Source organism: Candidatus Flexifilum breve (assembly GCF_016713355.1).
Genome location: NZ_JADJPI010000011.1, coordinates 181,189 through 196,301, shown reverse-complemented (window position 1 = coordinate 196,301; position 15,113 = coordinate 181,189). Strand labels below are relative to the sequence as shown.

General features: G+C 61.1%; 14 protein-coding genes. 9 read left to right on the top strand and 5 right to left on the bottom strand.

Features of this window, described 5'->3' with window-relative positions; translation table 11 throughout:
- The first annotated feature begins 54 nt into the window (after positions 1 to 54).
- Both IPK17_RS12635 and IPK17_RS12630 read left to right on the top strand, forming a co-directional pair.
- A complete protein-coding gene (locus IPK17_RS12635) occupies positions 55 to 1,590 on the top strand; it encodes a serine hydrolase domain-containing protein (protein WP_343418048.1) in 1,536 nt (511 codons plus the stop codon).
- A gap of 32 nt (positions 1,591 to 1,622) precedes the next feature.
- Positions 1,623 to 1,859: a hypothetical protein gene (locus tag IPK17_RS12630; RefSeq protein WP_343418047.1), complete on the top strand. Its 237-nt coding sequence runs from the start codon at positions 1,623 to 1,625 to the stop codon at positions 1,857 to 1,859.
- Positions 1,860 to 2,154: 295 nt separating this feature from the next.
- On the opposite strand, the gene IPK17_RS12625 is transcribed toward IPK17_RS12630, so the two are convergent.
- The gene (locus tag IPK17_RS12625) at positions 2,155 to 3,174 is read right to left on the bottom strand and encodes a D-2-hydroxyacid dehydrogenase (RefSeq protein WP_343418046.1); all 1,020 of its coding nucleotides are present in this window, start codon (positions 3,172 to 3,174) and stop codon (positions 2,155 to 2,157) included.
- Positions 3,175 to 3,246: 72 nt separating this feature from the next.
- Here IPK17_RS12625 and IPK17_RS12620 point away from each other — a divergent pair, with 72 nt between their 5' ends.
- Complete coding sequence (locus IPK17_RS12620) at positions 3,247 to 4,047, top strand: enoyl-ACP reductase FabI (protein WP_343418045.1); 801 nt, start codon at positions 3,247 to 3,249, stop codon at positions 4,045 to 4,047.
- Between the two features lie 168 nt (positions 4,048 to 4,215).
- Here the strand turns inward: IPK17_RS12620 and IPK17_RS12615 are convergent, their stop codons facing one another.
- Entirely contained in the window at positions 4,216 to 4,770 is a 555-nt protein-coding gene (locus IPK17_RS12615; RefSeq protein WP_343418044.1) for a biotin transporter BioY, read from the bottom strand.
- A gap of 421 nt (positions 4,771 to 5,191) precedes the next feature.
- On the bottom strand, positions 5,192 to 5,506 hold the full coding sequence (locus IPK17_RS12610) for a hypothetical protein (protein ID WP_343418043.1): 315 nt from the start codon (positions 5,504 to 5,506) through the stop codon (positions 5,192 to 5,194).
- A gap of 84 nt (positions 5,507 to 5,590) precedes the next feature.
- On the opposite strand from IPK17_RS12610, the gene xseA reads away from it, so the two are divergent.
- From xseA to IPK17_RS12580, 6 genes are all read left to right on the top strand, one after another.
- Positions 5,591 to 6,775, top strand: a complete 1,185-nt coding sequence (gene xseA / locus IPK17_RS12605; RefSeq protein ID WP_343418042.1) for an exodeoxyribonuclease VII large subunit — start codon at positions 5,591 to 5,593, stop codon at positions 6,773 to 6,775.
- The gene (xseB, locus tag IPK17_RS12600) at positions 6,776 to 6,973 is read left to right on the top strand and encodes an exodeoxyribonuclease VII small subunit (RefSeq protein WP_343418041.1); all 198 of its coding nucleotides are present in this window, start codon (positions 6,776 to 6,778) and stop codon (positions 6,971 to 6,973) included.
- A 135-nt stretch (positions 6,974 to 7,108) separates the two neighbouring features.
- Positions 7,109 to 7,399 (top strand): nucleotidyltransferase family protein, encoded by a 291-nt coding sequence (locus IPK17_RS12595; RefSeq protein WP_343418040.1) that lies wholly within the window; start codon positions 7,109 to 7,111, stop codon positions 7,397 to 7,399.
- Positions 7,396 to 7,740, top strand: coding sequence for a HepT-like ribonuclease domain-containing protein (locus IPK17_RS12590; RefSeq protein WP_343418039.1), 345 nt, complete (start codon positions 7,396 to 7,398; stop codon positions 7,738 to 7,740). The genes IPK17_RS12595 and IPK17_RS12590 overlap by 4 nt, the downstream gene beginning before the upstream one ends.
- A gap of 18 nt (positions 7,741 to 7,758) precedes the next feature.
- A complete protein-coding gene (locus IPK17_RS12585) occupies positions 7,759 to 9,417 on the top strand; it encodes an NAD(P)/FAD-dependent oxidoreductase (RefSeq protein WP_343418038.1) in 1,659 nt (552 codons plus the stop codon).
- A gap of 2 nt (positions 9,418 to 9,419) precedes the next feature.
- A complete protein-coding gene (locus IPK17_RS12580) occupies positions 9,420 to 10,826 on the top strand; it encodes an ATP-binding protein (RefSeq protein ID WP_343418037.1) in 1,407 nt (468 codons plus the stop codon).
- Between the two features lie 430 nt (positions 10,827 to 11,256).
- Here IPK17_RS12580 and IPK17_RS12575 read toward each other — a convergent pair whose 3' ends face one another.
- Together IPK17_RS12575 and murJ are read right to left on the bottom strand one after the other, a co-directional pair.
- On the bottom strand, positions 11,257 to 13,392 hold the full coding sequence (locus tag IPK17_RS12575) for an ExeM/NucH family extracellular endonuclease (protein WP_343418036.1): 2,136 nt from the start codon (positions 13,390 to 13,392) through the stop codon (positions 11,257 to 11,259).
- Between the two features lie 96 nt (positions 13,393 to 13,488).
- Entirely contained in the window at positions 13,489 to 15,072 is a 1,584-nt protein-coding gene (murJ, locus tag IPK17_RS12570; protein ID WP_343418035.1) for a murein biosynthesis integral membrane protein MurJ, read from the bottom strand.
- Positions 15,073 to 15,113 lie beyond the last annotated feature (41 nt).

The following is a 15,113-nucleotide window of genomic DNA, read 5'->3' as shown; positions in this document are numbered from 1 at the left end:
ACAATCGCTGCGCTGAATGTCGTTGGACTTAAGCTACTCAGAGAGAAAACCACCTTGACCGCTCACAGGTATTACGCAGATTTCCCACTCCCTGTTCATAGTTCCCTCGATCGGACAAAACTCGACCGCGCTTTCCCCAAAGTCGCGGCGATCTTCCGCGAACACGTCGAACGCGCCCCGGTTCCCGGCTGTGCATTCGGCATCGTGATCGGCGGCGAACTCGTGTACGCGGGCGGTTTGGGCGTGCGCAATGTCGCCGATCAGACCCCCGTCGACCAACACACGGTGTTTCGCATTGCGTCGATGACCAAGAGCTTCACGGCGATGGCGCTGGTCAAACTGCGCGATGCGGGCCAGCTTCAGCTGGATGCGCCCGCCGCTGACTACGTGCCGGAATTAGCCGCGCTCCCCTATCCAACGCGCGACTCCGCCCCCATGACCGTGCGCCAACTGCTCACGATGAGCGCGGGGCTGCCGCAGGATGATCCGTGGGCTGATCGTCAGCTCGCCCTCAGTGAAGCGGAACTGTCGCAGATTCTGCTGAAGGGGCTGTCGTTCTCGAACCCACCCGGCGTCACGTTTGAATACTCGAATCTCGGCTATGCCATTCTGGGGCGCATCGTGACCAACGTCGCAGGCATGCCCTACCAAGCGTATGTGAATCGCGAGATCCTGACGCCGCTCGGCATGACCTCGACCACGTTTGACAGCGCCGCCGTCGACCCGCAGCGCTTGGCGATGGGTTATCGCCGTGAAGACGATCAGTGGGTCGAAGAGCCGCCGCTGCCGGACGGCGCCTTCGCGTCGATTGGCGGCCTATTCACGACGATCGCTGATTTTGCCCGCTACATGGGCTTCCTGCTCTCGGCGTTCCCACCGCGCGACGACGATGACAGCGCAAGCCCGATTCGGCGCAGCTCGGCGCGTGAGATGCAACAGCAGTGGCGGCAGCGGGCGCTCAGTTCGACGCGACCCAGCCCGGATCTCCCCGCGCTGGTGCAAGGCGAAGCGTATGGCTATGGCTTGGCGTGCAGCCGCGATTCAGCGCTCGGTTATTCAGTAGCGCATGGCGGAGGCTTGCCCGGCTACGGAACGTTCTATCGCCTGCTGCCAGACTATGGAATCGGCATCGTCGGCTTCTGCAACGCGACCTATGCCTCGCCCCGGCTCGCCATGGAGAAAGTCTTCACGGCGCTGCGCCAAACCGGCGGACTCACACCGCGCACGCTCCCGACTGCGCCGATTTTGCGCGCCGTGCAGGACACACTGCGGCAAATCTATGAAACGTGGGATGATGCCGCGCTGCAAGCCATCTCAACCGAGTCGTTCTTTCAGGATATGCCGCTGGTCAAACGGCGCGAACAGTTCCGGCGGCTGCGCGCTGATTTCGGCAAATGCCGCTCGGTGACGCCAGTTGAACCGGAGAACGCGCTGCGCGGGCGCTGGATCATGCAGTGCAGCAAGGGGCAGATCGAAGTCTTTGCCACCCTCGCGCCGACGAATCCGGCCAAGCTGCAATATTTGCAGATCACCGCGGCGCGGCGGTTGAGTCCGCCCTCAAGCAGAGCGTCGCGCAGCTCGTCGCGTTGATCAATGCGTGGGATGACCAGCAAGCAAACTCTTTGTTCGCTCGGTCTGTCAAACGCGCCGATCTCCAGCGCCAGTTTGCCGCGGTGCACGTCCAGTATGGCAAACTCAGACTCGGCGCGATGGTCGAGGGGGATGGAGAAACGAACGCGCGGATTCGGCTGGTGGGTCAGCATGGTGATGTGGAAATCAAGGTGGTCTACCAACCGAAGCCGGGCAAATTCGCCGGGGTGACATTCCTGCGTCCGCGTGACGTGTTGTTTGTGCCGTAAAGGCACCTTCACCCCGCCCTGTGCAGAGGAGGCACTGACGGAGGGACAGGCATGCCTAACCATCCAGGAATTTACGGAACCTCAACGAGGCGTCCGCCGGATTGGCGGGAAACGGACGGGCGTGAGGTCGTGCGCAAACACGTTTTCCCTGAATCCCGACAAGCGCCTTAATGGTCCCCATGGTCCTGGTCGATGTCCTGTCCTCAACCTAGAGGAGAGGGGAGTCAGGCGGGCTTGTGAAGTCCCCTCTCCTCTTTTCGGCGAGGGGATTTAGGGGTGAGGTTGAAAAAGCCGCTCAATACCCGTGCTGGCGGGTGAAGCGGTTGAGCAGCGACTGCTTTTCGAGGTAGCGCTCGAGATTCGCGGTGAACAACGCCGCCGCCCGTTCGTGGTAGTTGGCGGTGTTCCCGGCGACATGCGGGCTGATGATCACGTTGTCGAGGTTCCACAGCGGGCTGGTCGTGGGGAGCGGTTCTTCTTCGAACACGTCGAGCGCCGCGCCCGCCAGCCGATTCGCCGCCAGCGCCGAGATCAGCGCGTCTTCGTCGACGACCGGGCCGCGCGCCACATTGATCAGCACGGCGGTCTTTTTCAGCGCCTTGAAAACGTCCTCGCCGACGATGTGCGTCGTCTTGACGGTGAGCGGCACGGTCAACACGAGGAAGTCACACTCGCTGGCCATTGAGGCAATCGCTTCCGGCGGATAGATCCGCAGCGGGATTTCCCCGGCTTGATCGCCCGTCCCCGGTTCGGCGTAGCCGTCGAAGTCTTCGGGGTGCATCACATCGCGCTTGATGGCCAGCACCTTCATGCCGAGGTGATCCGCCGCGCGCGCCAGTTCGCGACCAATCGCACCGTAGCCGACGATGCCGAGCGTTTGCCCGCGCAGGGTGAGCGGCGCAAAGATTTTCTGACGCTCTTTCGGCCACTCCCCCTTGTGCTTGAGCTCCTGCATCGTCGGAACCTTGTAGTTGAAGGCCAGCATCATCCCCAAGCAGAATTCGCTCATGGCGACGGCGTGAATGCCGCTGGAGGTCGTCACTTCGACATCCTCCGCCATGATGATCGGCTCGTGCAGCGCGTGATTCACGCCCGCCGAATGCAGTTGAATCCAGCGTAGGCGCGGCGCTTGCGCTGGATCGGGAAATGTACCCAGCGTATACAAAATCTCGGCCTCTGCCCACGCTTTTTCCGGGACGGTCGGAAAATGCCGTTCGATGTGCAGCCGGGGCGAAATATCGCGCAGTTCCGCCATCAGCGCGTCGGAGAAATCCATCGCCACAATCACGTGGATCGGGTCATTTACATCAGTCATTCGTAGCCTCAACCCATCACGGGTGTTAAAGTTAGCGATCAAAAATAGCAACCACTCTAAGGAGATTAACCGATGGGCTTAATGGATGGCAAAATTGCGCTGGTTTTTGGACTGGCGAACAAGAACTCGATTGCGTGGGGGATCATCCAGCGGCTGCACGATGAAGGCGCGAAGATTCTGATCAGCTATGCCGGGGAAGCCCTCGAAAAGCGTGTGTTCCCGCTCGCGCAGGAAATCGGCTGCGATTTCGTCGAACAGTGCGACGTCACCAGCGATGAACAGCTCGATGCCGTGTTCGCCAAGGTACAGGAACGCTATGGCAAGATCGACGTGCTGGTGCATTCCGTCGCGTTTGCGAATAAGGATGATCTCGGCGGGCGCTTCGTCAACATCTCGCGCGACGGCTTCAAGCTGGCGCTCGACATCAGCGCGTACAGCCTGATCGCGATGGCCAAACGCGCCGAACCGCTCATGCCAGAAGGCGGCAGCATCATCAGCCTGACGTATTACGCGGCGGAGAAAGTCATGCCGAAGTATCACGTCATGGCAGTGGCGAAATCAGCGCTGGAGACGATCACCAAGTACCTCGCCGCCGACCTCGGGCCGAAAGGCATCCGCGTCAATTCGATCAGCGCTGGGCCGATCAAGACGCTGGCCGCGGCAGGCGTGCCCGGCATCCGCATGATGCTGAAGTATTCGGAGCGGGCCGCGCCGCTGCGCAAGCTGGTGCATCAGGATGATGTGGGCAACGCCGCGCTGTTCCTCGCGTCGGACTGGGGTGCGATGATCACCGGGGAAATCATGTACGTCGATGCGGGCTTCAACATCCTCGGCATGACGCTCACCGAAGAAGACATGGCAGCGATCGAGTAAAGACCGCCAAGAAAGAAAAGAGTCAACGCAAAGACGCAAGGGCGCGAAGGCGCAAAGAACAAGTCAAAAAACACCTTAGGGGCGCAGCAGGCTGCGCCCTTTACATTCACTTGGCGTCTTTCCGTCTTCGCGCCTTGGCGTTAGGCCTTTTTCTTGGATTTCGTGCCCTTAGCTATTCCGCAGGAAGAACGCGCGGCCGCTCTCCGCGACGGCGGCGGCGATCAGCGCCTTGCCGAGATCCAGCGCGATGAACGGGGCGACGCCCGCCGTCCACGCGGCATCCCACGCCAATCCCGTGTTCAGCTTGAGCAGCGTGTACCCGAACGCATAAATCACCAGAATGCCCACCACTGCCGCCAACCAGCGCTGCACCGCGCGGCGATTGCTGCGCTCGATCAGCCAACCGGTGACGAACGCCGCCGGGACGAAACCAAGCAGGTAACCCGCCGTCGGGCTGAAGAACGCCGCCGCGCCGACCATGCGCGCATCAACGGGGAGATTGAGCGCGATCAGGCCGATATAAAACAACTGGCTCAACGCGCCATCACGCGCGCCCAAGACCAAGCCGGACAGCACGACGATCAGCACTTGCAGGGTGATCGGGACGGGTTCCACGGGAATGGTGATGCGCGCAGAGATCGCGGTGAGGAAGGTGAAGGCGACGACCGCCGCCAAGCGATAGGCGAGCGAAAAGTCGCGGGTTTGGGGAAGTGTACGCAGCATGCAAAAACCTCTTCAGCTAGTAGCCAGCAGCCGGAAGCTGTGACCCAACGTTGTTCCCATTATAGAAACAAATCGGGCGTGCCTCAGCCCTGCGGGCGCGATCCATGACAGATTGCGACAAATTTCACGAAGACTGTCTTATGCGCTGGTAGTGATGTCAGATCAGCACCGCCGCAGGTCTATAACACCAAATGGAACAGAAAATCACGCTGCGTCCCCGCCTCCGCGACGACAACCACCGCCGGAAGCTTGCGCCGAAATCGGGGATAGCGTATGGGCAAAACAAAAAAACGGACGCGATAAAGCGCGTCCCTACAAAACGACTTGCTGGCGTGTTGGCTCCCCTCCTGGCGAGCAACCAGTTTCAACAGCTGATGCCTCGCGCCTGCTTTTCGCTAACTACTAATGGCTAACCACTTCCCTACGACTGATTGCCCGCCAGCGGCTGCACCAGCACGTCGACGAATTCGGTCTTGGAGGCGAGGAGTGTGGGCGTCGACCCGGCGTTGTTCGTCTCATCGACAACATGGGTTTCGCTCTCCACGAGAATCACACGGATGCCAAGCGTCGGCAGGTCATAGGCGGTGTGCAGCACACCGGTGGTCTGTGAGTTCTTCAGAAAGGCGATGCGCCCCTTCGCATCCAGGCGGCGGATGCGCCCTTTCGCCTGGTTAAATTTCAGCTTCTTCAGTTCACTCCGCAGCGCTTCGCGCTGTTGGCTGGTGTAGTACGCCATGATTTCGTCCTTTAGCCTCATGATCAAACATCGCGGTTAATTGTATAATTACGCGGAAGAACTGCCAAAGGGAAAATATTGTTTATGTCCGAACCGCGTTCCGTTGCGGAAATCACCGCCCTGATCAAGAACCGCCTTGAAAGTGACAGCCGCTTACAAGACGTGTGGATTACGGGGGAAATCTCCAATTTCACGCAGGCTTCCTCCGGTCACCTGTATTTCTCGCTGAAAGATGGCAGCGCGCAGATCAAATGCGCCATGTGGCGGTCGAGCGTCGCCCGCCTGACGATGATGCCGCGCAACGGCGATGCCGTGACCGCGCACGGTTCGGTCAGCGTGTACGAGGCGCGCGGCGATCTCCAATTTTATGTCGACATTATGCGTCCAGCAGGCGTAGGCGACCTCTATCGCCAATTCGAGGAACTCAAAAGCAGACTGGAAGCCGAAGGGCTGTTCGACCCCCTGCGCAAGCGTCCGCTCCCGGCCTATCCGCGCAAAATCGGCGTGGTGACCTCGGCGGATGCGGCGGCGTTTCAGGATGTGCAGAACGTGCTGCGGCGGCGCTACCCACTGGTCGAAGTCGTGTTGTCGCCGACGCTCGTCCAGGGCATCGACGCGCCCGCGCAGATTGTGCGCGCGCTCGGACGGCTGAACGCGCGGCAGGATATCGACGTGGTACTGGTGTGCCGCGGCGGGGGCAGCATTGAGGATTTGTGGGCATTCAACGATGAAGGCGTCGCCCGCGCCATCGCCGCCAGCCGCATCCCCGTGATCAGCGGCGTGGGACATGAGACCGACTTCACAATCGCCGATTTCGTCGCCGATCTGCGCGCGCCGACGCCCTCCGCCGCTGCCGAAATCCTCACACCCGATGTGACCGAACTGCGCCAGACCCTCGACCGCCTCGCTTATCGCTTGGACGACGCGGTGCGCTTCACCTTCGACTCGCGCCGGCGCGGGCTGGCGGAGAAAGCGTGGGCACTCAAGCAGGTGTCACCCGCGGTGCGCATTCGCACCATCCGGCAGTCGCTGGTCACGCTGGATCGCGCCATGCTCAGTCGCGAACGCGGACGCATCGCCTTAGCGCGCGAACGGCTGCATGGCCTAGGAATTGCGCTGGTCGCGGCCAGCCCGCAGGCGATCCTCGACCGGGGCTACGCCATGATCAGCGTGAACGGGCAGCGCGTCACGTCGGCGCAGGAACTGTCCGCGAATACCGAGATCACGATTGAGATGAAAGACGGCTCACGCCGCGCAAAGGTAGAGTAAATGTCGCAACTGGAAGCATTGTCCTTCGAAGCCGCGTATGCGGAATTGGAAAGCATCGTCACGCGCCTGGATGCGGGCGATTTGCCGCTCGAAGACTCGGTCACGCTGTTTGAGCGGGGCAAGCGCTTGTCGGAATACTGCCAGCGCCTGCTCGATCAGGCCGAACTGCGGATTACGCAGATCGGCGCGGACGCCTGACTTGGGATATCCCAATGCTGTGATCATTGCGGCGTTGATCGTTACACAAGGTTAAGAATCGCACATAACCCACTTATCCCAAATTCTTGGGATATCTTGGGATATAAGCCAAATCAGGGATAAAGGGAGGAGCAAATGCATCCACAAGAGATACTGAAGCACAGGCGCCGTGCTATCCTTGACTTGACATCCCGATACGGCGCCAGCAACGTGCGCGTCTTCGGCTCAGTCGCGCGCGGCGAAGCCACCGACGACAGCGATATCGATTTGCTGGTCGAATTTGATGCAGAAACGAGTCTGATCGATCACGTGGGGCTGATTCAGGATCTTGAGGATTTGCTCGGCTGCAAAGTTGATGTCGTATCAGAGCGCGGCCTGAAAGATGCAATCCGCGCCCGCATACTTCGGGATGCTGTCGCTCTATGAAAGACGATAAGGTGTATCTGCGCGATATCGCAGACTGTATCGAGAAAATCCAGCGCTATACGCAAGCGGGACTAGCTGCCTTTGAACAGAACCCGATGGCACAGGATGCCGTTATTCGCAATTTTGAGATCATCGGCGAAGCAACAAAGCGGCTGTCCAATGAACTGAAAAGTCAGAATTCTGAAATACCGTGGCGACGCATCGCCGGTTTTCGGGATGTGTTGATACACGACTATACCGATATTGACCTAACTGAAGTGTGGAATACCGTAGAGCGCGACTTACCCCTTCTCCAACGGAAAGTTGAAGCTCTCATAGCAGCTTTGACCGATGAGAATTGAACCGAAACGGATGGATTTATGGCAACTAAACCAATCATCTTCACTCTCGACGACGACCAGGAGGTTTTGCGCGCCATCGAACGGGATATTCGCCGCCAGTTCGGCAAAGAATACCGCGTGATGCGCGCCAATTCCGGCGCGGAAGCGCTCGACGCGCTGCGGCAGCTCCGGCTGCGCAATGACACGGTCGCGCTGTTCATCGTCGATCAGCGCATGCCGGAAATGACGGGCGTCGAGTTCTTGGGCGAAGCCCGCCAGATCTTCCCGGATGCCAAAAAGGTGCTGCTCACCGCCTATGCCGATACCAACGCGGCGATTCAGGCGATCAACGTCATCGGGCTGGATCACTACCTGATGAAGCCGTGGGATCCGCCGGAAGAAAACCTGTTCCCCATCGTGCAGGATCTGCTCGATCAGTGGAAATCGGCGTACCGCCCCGCCTTTGAGGGTGTGCGCGTGGTCGGTCACCAGTGGTCACCCAAGGCGCACGGCATCAAGGACTTTTTGGCGCGCAACCGCGTACCCTACCGCTGGATGGATCTCGAAGCCGATCCAGAAGCCAAGCAGCTCCTCAGCTTCATGCAAGACCCGCGACTGCCCGTGCTGATCTTCCCGGATGGCTCGACGCTCATGCAGCCGACGAATGTCGAAGTCGCGCAGAAGGTCGGCTTGAAGACGCAGGCCGAGCAGCCTTTCTACGATCTGGTGATCGTCGGCGGCGGCCCGGCGGGCTTGGCGGCGGCGGTCTACGGCGCGTCGGAAGGCTTGCGCACGCTCATCATCGAACGCGAAGCCCCCGGCGGGCAAGCGGGCATGAGCTCGCGCATCGAGAACTATCTCGGCTTCCCGGTCGGCTTGAGCGGCATGGATCTGGCGCGGCGTGCAGTCGCGCAGGCGACCCGCTTTGGCGTGGAAATTCTTACCCCGGCGGAAGTCATCAGCGTGCGGCTGGAAGAACACTATAAAATCCTCACCCTGTCGGATGGCAGTGAGGTGAGCTGCCACGCGCTGATGATCGCGACGGGCGTGTCTTATCGCCGCCTCGACGTGATGGGCTGCGATATCCTGACGGGCGCGGGTGTGTACTACGGCGCAGCCATGACCGAAGCGCCGAACGTCGCCGGGCAGGATGTGTTCATCGTCGGCGCGGGCAATTCGGCGGGACAAGCGGCGATGTACTTCCATCGCTACGCCAAGACCGTGTATATGGTCGTACGCAGTGACTCGCTGACCAAGAGCATGTCGTCGTACCTGATCGAGCAGATCGAAGCGACCGACAACATCATCGTCCGCTGCAACAGCGAGATCACCGCCGTGAAGGGGCGCGAACATCTGGAAGGCGTCACCGTGGTTGATAAGGTCAGCAACAACCAGCAGGACTACGACGCCGCCGGGTTGTTCATCTTCATCGGCGCGCTGCCCCACACCGACTGGCTGCCCGGCGAAATTGAGCGCGACCAGCACGGCTTCATCCTCACGGGCACAGATCTGTTCAAAGAAGGCAAGCTGCCCAAGAGCTGGTCGCTGGAGCGTCAGCCATACCTGCTTGAATCGAGCGTGCCGGGCATTTTCGTCGCCGGGGATGTGCGTCACCGTTCGGTGAAGCGCGTCGCCTCAGCGGTTGGCGAAGGATCGATTGCCGTACAGTTCATCCATCAGTATCTGGGGAGTCTGTAAGCATGGCGAGCGCCGAAGAACTCGGAAAAGTCCCCCTGTTCGAACACTTACGCCACGACCAGTTGAATTGGCTGGTCGAGCATGGCGAAGATTACTTCGCGCAAGCCGGGGAATACCTGTTCCACGAAGGCGACGACTCATCTTACTTTTACGTGGTGATCGACGGCGAAGTCCAGATCACCAAACAAGCGGGCGACGGGGAAATCATCCTCAATACGCATCACGCGGGCGGGTTCAGCGGCGAAGTCCCCATGCTCAGCGGCACACCGTACATCGCCAGCGCGCGCGCGGTCACCGAGACCAAGGTGCTGCGCTTCGATAGTCAGGCGTTCCGCGAGATGTTCGCGATCTGCCCGCTGGTCGTGAGCAAGCTGTTTCAGGCGCTGCAGTGGCGCATCCAGAAGACGGAGAGCCTCGCCCGCCAGCGTGAGAAGATGTCGGCGCTCGGCGTGCTCTCCGCGGGGCTGGCGCACGAGCTGAACAACCCCGCCGCCGCCGCCCGCCGCGCCACCGACCAACTGCGCGACTCGTTCGGGCAGGTGCAGCCGCTGCTGGTGAAGATCAGCCGCGCGCTCGACGAGGAACAGCTCGACGACCTGCTGGGAATGCAGCGCACCATCGCTGAGAAGCTGCGCGACCCCGAACCGCTCGACGCGCTCACGCAGAGCGACCGCGAGGAAGAACTCAGCGACTGGCTGGATAGTCACGACGTGGATGACGCCTACACCATCGCGCCGCTGTTCGTGTCCGGAGGCGTCACCACCGACATGCTCGAACAGCTCTATGACCTCATTGGCGACGACGACCTGTTCGCGGATGGCGTGCGCTGGCTCAACGCGTCGCTGACGACGGGGACGCTGCTCAACGAAGTTGAACGGAGCGCTGGGCGCATTTCCGAGCTGGTCAAGGCGGTCAAGTCGTATTCGTACATGGATCAAGCGCCGCAGCAGGATATCGACGTGCATGCTGGAATCGAGGATACGCTCATGATCCTCGCGCACAAGCTGCGTCAGGCCAAAATCACCGTCAAACGGGAGTACGACCGCAATATCCCGCACATCCTCGCGCACGGCAGCGAACTGAATCAGGTGTGGACAAACCTCATCGACAACGCCATCGACGCGCTGGGCGACAACGGCACAATCACGATTCGCACGTGGGAAGACGGTAAGGATATCTGGGTCGAACTGGGGGATAACGGGCCGGGCATCCCCGAGGACATTCAGTCGCGCATCTTCGAGCCGTTCTTCACGACGAAGGACGTCGGCAAGGGGACGGGCTTGGGGCTGGATATCGCGCATCGCATCATCGTGGATCATCACCGCGGGGAGATTCGCTTGCTCTCCAAGCCGGGCGACACGCGCTTCCAAATCCGCCTGCCCATCGAGCAGCAGGAAGAGAAGAAATGATATCGTTTTAGAAGCAGCGAACGCAATAAAGAGGGGTGTCCAATAAGGTTATCACCTGTAGGGACGAGGCATGCTTCGTCCTAATTTCTAGAGAAGGATACAAAGGACAAGGCATGAGGGTGTTTAAAAAGCATCCCTTAAAGCCTTTCCTTTCGTCAGCGGACGCAATGAATTGCGTCCCTACGAAGACGGTTTCGGCTTGGCAGGCGCTGTTGGCTCCCCTCCCTGAATTCGGGGAGGGGACGGGGGGTGGGGTCGGAATCTGACCTTTTCAACACCCTCATGCCTTGTCCCTACAAAACCTCTCTCATCAAGATGACTGTGGGCTTTTTAGACACCCTCTAAATCGCGTCCGCGGCATCCTAAAACCGACCTATATCCCGTTTTCACGGTAGTCTGTGCACTTACCGGATTGGTGCGCTGTGATTGCTTACTCGCACTGATCCGCGCCGTAAATGAGCGTGATGAGCGCCTCATCTGTCTGCACGCGGATTGTCACCGTGTCCGCATCTTCCACGCAAATGCTGACCGTGATATCGCCCTCCGCGCCCGATACATCCACATCAATGGTGCTGCTGGCATCGGGTTCATCCGTCGCGGTGACATCAGGTGTCGACGTGGGAGTGATCTCCGGAGTCGCTTCGGCGGGCGGGAACGCCAGCCCGATGATCACCGGGTCGTGATCGGAAGCGCGGAACGGCGAACTCTCATAGAGTGGGTTGGCGTCCGGCTCTTCCTCGTACTCGTTCTCACCCGGGTCGCGCACCTCATCATTGTAATCGAACACGGGAACCTCGTCGGCATTGATGTGCCACTCGGCGACGCCGACCACGTGCGGCGCGAGGATCGTGCTCGCCAGCGCGTGATCGAGATAGCCGAGCATCCCGTCGAACACGTAGCTGTAATTCTCCGAGTTCACGCCGCCTTGCAGATCGACAAATTGCAGGCTCCCGGCGCCCGCCCGCAGCGCGTCAATCGGATCTTCACCCGCGTAAGCATTCATGTCGCCGATGAGCAGGATCGCCTGTTCCCCCGTGCCCGTCGGGTCACTCGCCAGCCAGTTGACCAACTGCTGCGCCGCGGCAGTCCGCGTACCGTTGCAGCTGCCCTGCAGCGGGTCGTCGTCGCCCGCGCCGCAGGTTGAGCCTTTCGACTTGAGGTGATTGACCACGACAGTGAACGCTGCGCCGCTCGCGTTATCACGGAAGGTCTGCGCGACCGCCGGACGGTTCCGGTCGGTATCCGCGTTGAACGGATTAACAAACGCGGGCGCGTCCAGCACGGCGGTCACACCGACCGGGGTAACGCGCGCGGGTTGGTAGATCAGCGCGACCGCGATCTCGTCGGTGCCGATCACGCCCGTATCGATGAAAGCATAGACGTCTGTACCCGCCACCGCATTGAGGCGCGCCACAAGATCGGCGACGGCGGTGACGTTGTTCTCGATTTCCATCAGGCCATAGACCGCCGCGTCAATCGCCGTGAGCGCCGCGACGATCTTCTCGGCCTGCCGTTCCAGTTCAGCCGGGCTGCTCGCGCCGCGCGAACCGAGCGTCGTGAAGTAGTTGAGCACATTGAAGCTCGCGACGGTCAGCGTGCCACCCACGTTCGGCGGGGTAGCAGACCGCGGATTGACGACCGTGAAAACAGGCGGCAGTGTGGCGACGGGCAGCATGCGCCAGTTGCCGAAGCCGAAGCTGAGGATGCCCGTCAGCCCGGTGATGGTGTCGCCACCGCGAAAGAAATCCGTTCCCGGCGCGCCCGTGGAGAGTCCGCCCGGCATAGGATAGAAGAGGGTCTGTGGAGAACGCACCAGCGGCACGTTTTCGACGCTGCTGTCGTCATCCAGCACGAGACGGCGGCGTTCGAGATCCGCGTTGAAGGCAGCGAATTCGGCGTCCGTCGGCGTATCATCGACATGCGTGTATTGAAACGGTCGACCACCCTGATAGAGCACGACTTCGCCAAAACGCGCCAGTTGGAAGTATTCAGCGACGCTCAGCGGGTCGGCAATGGTGACGAGCATGCCCTCATAGGGTTCGTAGAACGCCGCCCGCGTCAGCCCCGCGCCGATGAGATCCTGCGCGAGATTGAGCACAACGGGTTCGGGGAGCGGGTTAGCGCGGCTGATCACGCTGATTGTGCCGTGCACCGCATTGATGCGGGTTTCCTCGCGGATCTCCTGCACCGTGCCACTCACCTCGACCAGATCGCCCACCGCCACATCGATCGCACACTCACGCGGATTGCGGATGTCGTTGGCGTTATTCTGGAAGCTGAACGGCCCGTCCGGGTCGCAGTAGACGAAGATCCCTTCGCCGGTGGCAGCATCGGCATCGGCGGCGACTTCCTGAACGTAGAAGCCCCCCCGCTGCAGGTTGCTCTGATAATCGGCGGTGACGACCGCGCGCACGAGCACCGTCTGGTTGACGAGTGGGCTGGCAGCGCCCACCTGAATAGCGTGAATCGGCACAACGGCGGCTTGCGCGGTGACCGCGCCGACAGCGTAGAGGCAGGTGAGGAAAAGCAGCCACCGGGTGAACCGTACAAACCGAATGTGCGGCATGGGCTCCCCCTAGAAGACTCGCGAATACAGCCTAATTAAAGCATGAATCTCGTAAAGCGGGGATGATCCGCGACTTAAGCAGGACGCGGAAATCCGTTAACGACGGAAACGCGCCAGTACCATGTTCGGAATGGTGCGCGCTTCTTCGACGCCGAAGACGAAGGCCAGCGCGAAGAACACGCCCACGCCCACACCCGCGCCGAGCACCGCTGTGAGCAGACCGCCGACGTTGGTCAGCACGTTCACGATCAGCGCGACCACCGCGCCCATGCCGAGCGCCGCCGCCAGCGCGCGCGCCGCCCCATTGAGCACATAGCCATCCTTCAAACTGCCGATGCGCCGCCGCAAGATCCACCATAGGAACGCCCCTTCAAGCAGCGTCGCCAGTGAATTGGCGAGCGCCAGCCCGGCGAACGATCCCCGGCTGAGGGTGTTCGGGTCGCCGACGACATGCACCAGCACGAGACTCAGCGCGATGTTCGCGGCCATCGACGCGATGCCCACGAGCACGGGCGTGCGCGTATCCGCCAGCGCATAAAAGGCGCGCGAGAGCACTTCAAGCAGGCTGTGACCGGCGATGCCGAGCGCGAAGAAGCCGAGCGCCCACGCCGTCGCCGCCGTGCTTTCGGGCGTCCACGCGCCGTACTGCAGCAGCAGACTGATGCCCACGTGCCCGAGCAGGATTAACCCCACGGTGGCGGGGAAGGCGAGGAACAGCACGCCGCGCAGCGCCCCCGCCAGCCGATCTTTGAAACCATCGAGATCGTTTTTGGCCGCCAGCGCGGAGAGCGACGGGAAGACCGCCGTGCCCACGCTCTGCGCGATCACGCCGAGCACGAAGAACATCAGCGTCCACGCGGTTTTGAGCGCGCTGTAGCTCCCGGCGACCATGCCGGAGGCCAGCGAGAGATTGACGAGGAAGTTGATTTGCACGACGGCGAGGCCGAGCACACGCGGTCCCATCAGCGTGATGACTTCGATCACACCGGGCACGCGCGGATTAGGCAGGAAGGCCAGGCGCGCGTCGATGTGCCGCAAACCGGGGATCTGCACCACCAGATGCAGCACCGCGCCGAGCACCGCGCCGAACGCAAGACCATAGATTTTGGAGTTGTCGGGGAGCAGCGGCACGATAATCAACGCGCCGACGATCTGCCCGATGTTGTTGGCGGCGAGCGCCAGCGCGGGCAGCGTGAAGATCTGCTGGGCGTTGAGGATGCCCATCAGCAGACCGCTGATACTGAAGATCACGACCGTGACCAACATGACGCGCGTCAGATCAATGGTGAGCGCCTGCATGGTCGGCGGGGCATCGGGGACGAGCACGGGGATGAGGGTCGGCGCGAACACGCCAATGATCAACGCGAGCGCCGCCGCCAGCACCGCCACGCACGACATCACCGCGCTGGCCAAGCGCCAGGCGCCCGCTTGATCGCCCGCCGTCAGGTAGCGCGCAAAGACCGGGATGAACGACGAGCCAAGCGCGCCGCCCGCCACGAGCACGAACAGGATTTCCGGGATGTTCTGCGCGGCGTAGAAGGCGTCGAGAGCTTCACTCGCACCGAAGGTCGCGGAGAACGCCGCCGTGCGTACGAGACCGAGCACGCCGCTGGCGAGAAACCCGCCGACGACCACCACGGCCGCTCGCACAATTTGAGTGTTGGAGAGTGCTTTTGCCATGTGCTTCTCTGTCGAGAGGAAAAATGCTGACCCTCATTATT

Excerpts from the sequence above, each read along its gene's own strand:
- IPK17_RS12625 (WP_343418046.1), bottom strand. The coding sequence starts at position 3,174 with ATGACTGATGTAAATGACCCGATCCACGTGATTGTGGCGATGGATTTC.
- IPK17_RS12620 (WP_343418045.1), top strand. The coding sequence starts at position 3,247 with ATGGGCTTAATGGATGGCAAAATTGCGCTGGTTTTTGGACTGGCGAAC.
- IPK17_RS12615 (WP_343418044.1), bottom strand. The coding sequence starts at position 4,770 with ATGCTGCGTACACTTCCCCAAACCCGCGACTTTTCGCTCGCCTATCGC.
- IPK17_RS12610 (WP_343418043.1), bottom strand. The coding sequence starts at position 5,506 with ATGGCGTACTACACCAGCCAACAGCGCGAAGCGCTGCGGAGTGAACTG.
- xseA (WP_343418042.1), top strand. The coding sequence starts at position 5,591 with ATGTCCGAACCGCGTTCCGTTGCGGAAATCACCGCCCTGATCAAGAAC.
- xseB (WP_343418041.1), top strand. The coding sequence starts at position 6,776 with ATGTCGCAACTGGAAGCATTGTCCTTCGAAGCCGCGTATGCGGAATTG.
- IPK17_RS12595 (WP_343418040.1), top strand. The coding sequence starts at position 7,109 with ATGCATCCACAAGAGATACTGAAGCACAGGCGCCGTGCTATCCTTGAC.
- IPK17_RS12590 (WP_343418039.1), top strand. The coding sequence starts at position 7,396 with ATGAAAGACGATAAGGTGTATCTGCGCGATATCGCAGACTGTATCGAG.
- IPK17_RS12585 (WP_343418038.1), top strand. The coding sequence starts at position 7,759 with ATGGCAACTAAACCAATCATCTTCACTCTCGACGACGACCAGGAGGTT.
- IPK17_RS12580 (WP_343418037.1), top strand. The coding sequence starts at position 9,420 with ATGGCGAGCGCCGAAGAACTCGGAAAAGTCCCCCTGTTCGAACACTTA.
- IPK17_RS12575 (WP_343418036.1), bottom strand. The coding sequence starts at position 13,392 with ATGCCGCACATTCGGTTTGTACGGTTCACCCGGTGGCTGCTTTTCCTC.
- murJ (WP_343418035.1), bottom strand. The coding sequence starts at position 15,072 with ATGGCAAAAGCACTCTCCAACACTCAAATTGTGCGAGCGGCCGTGGTG.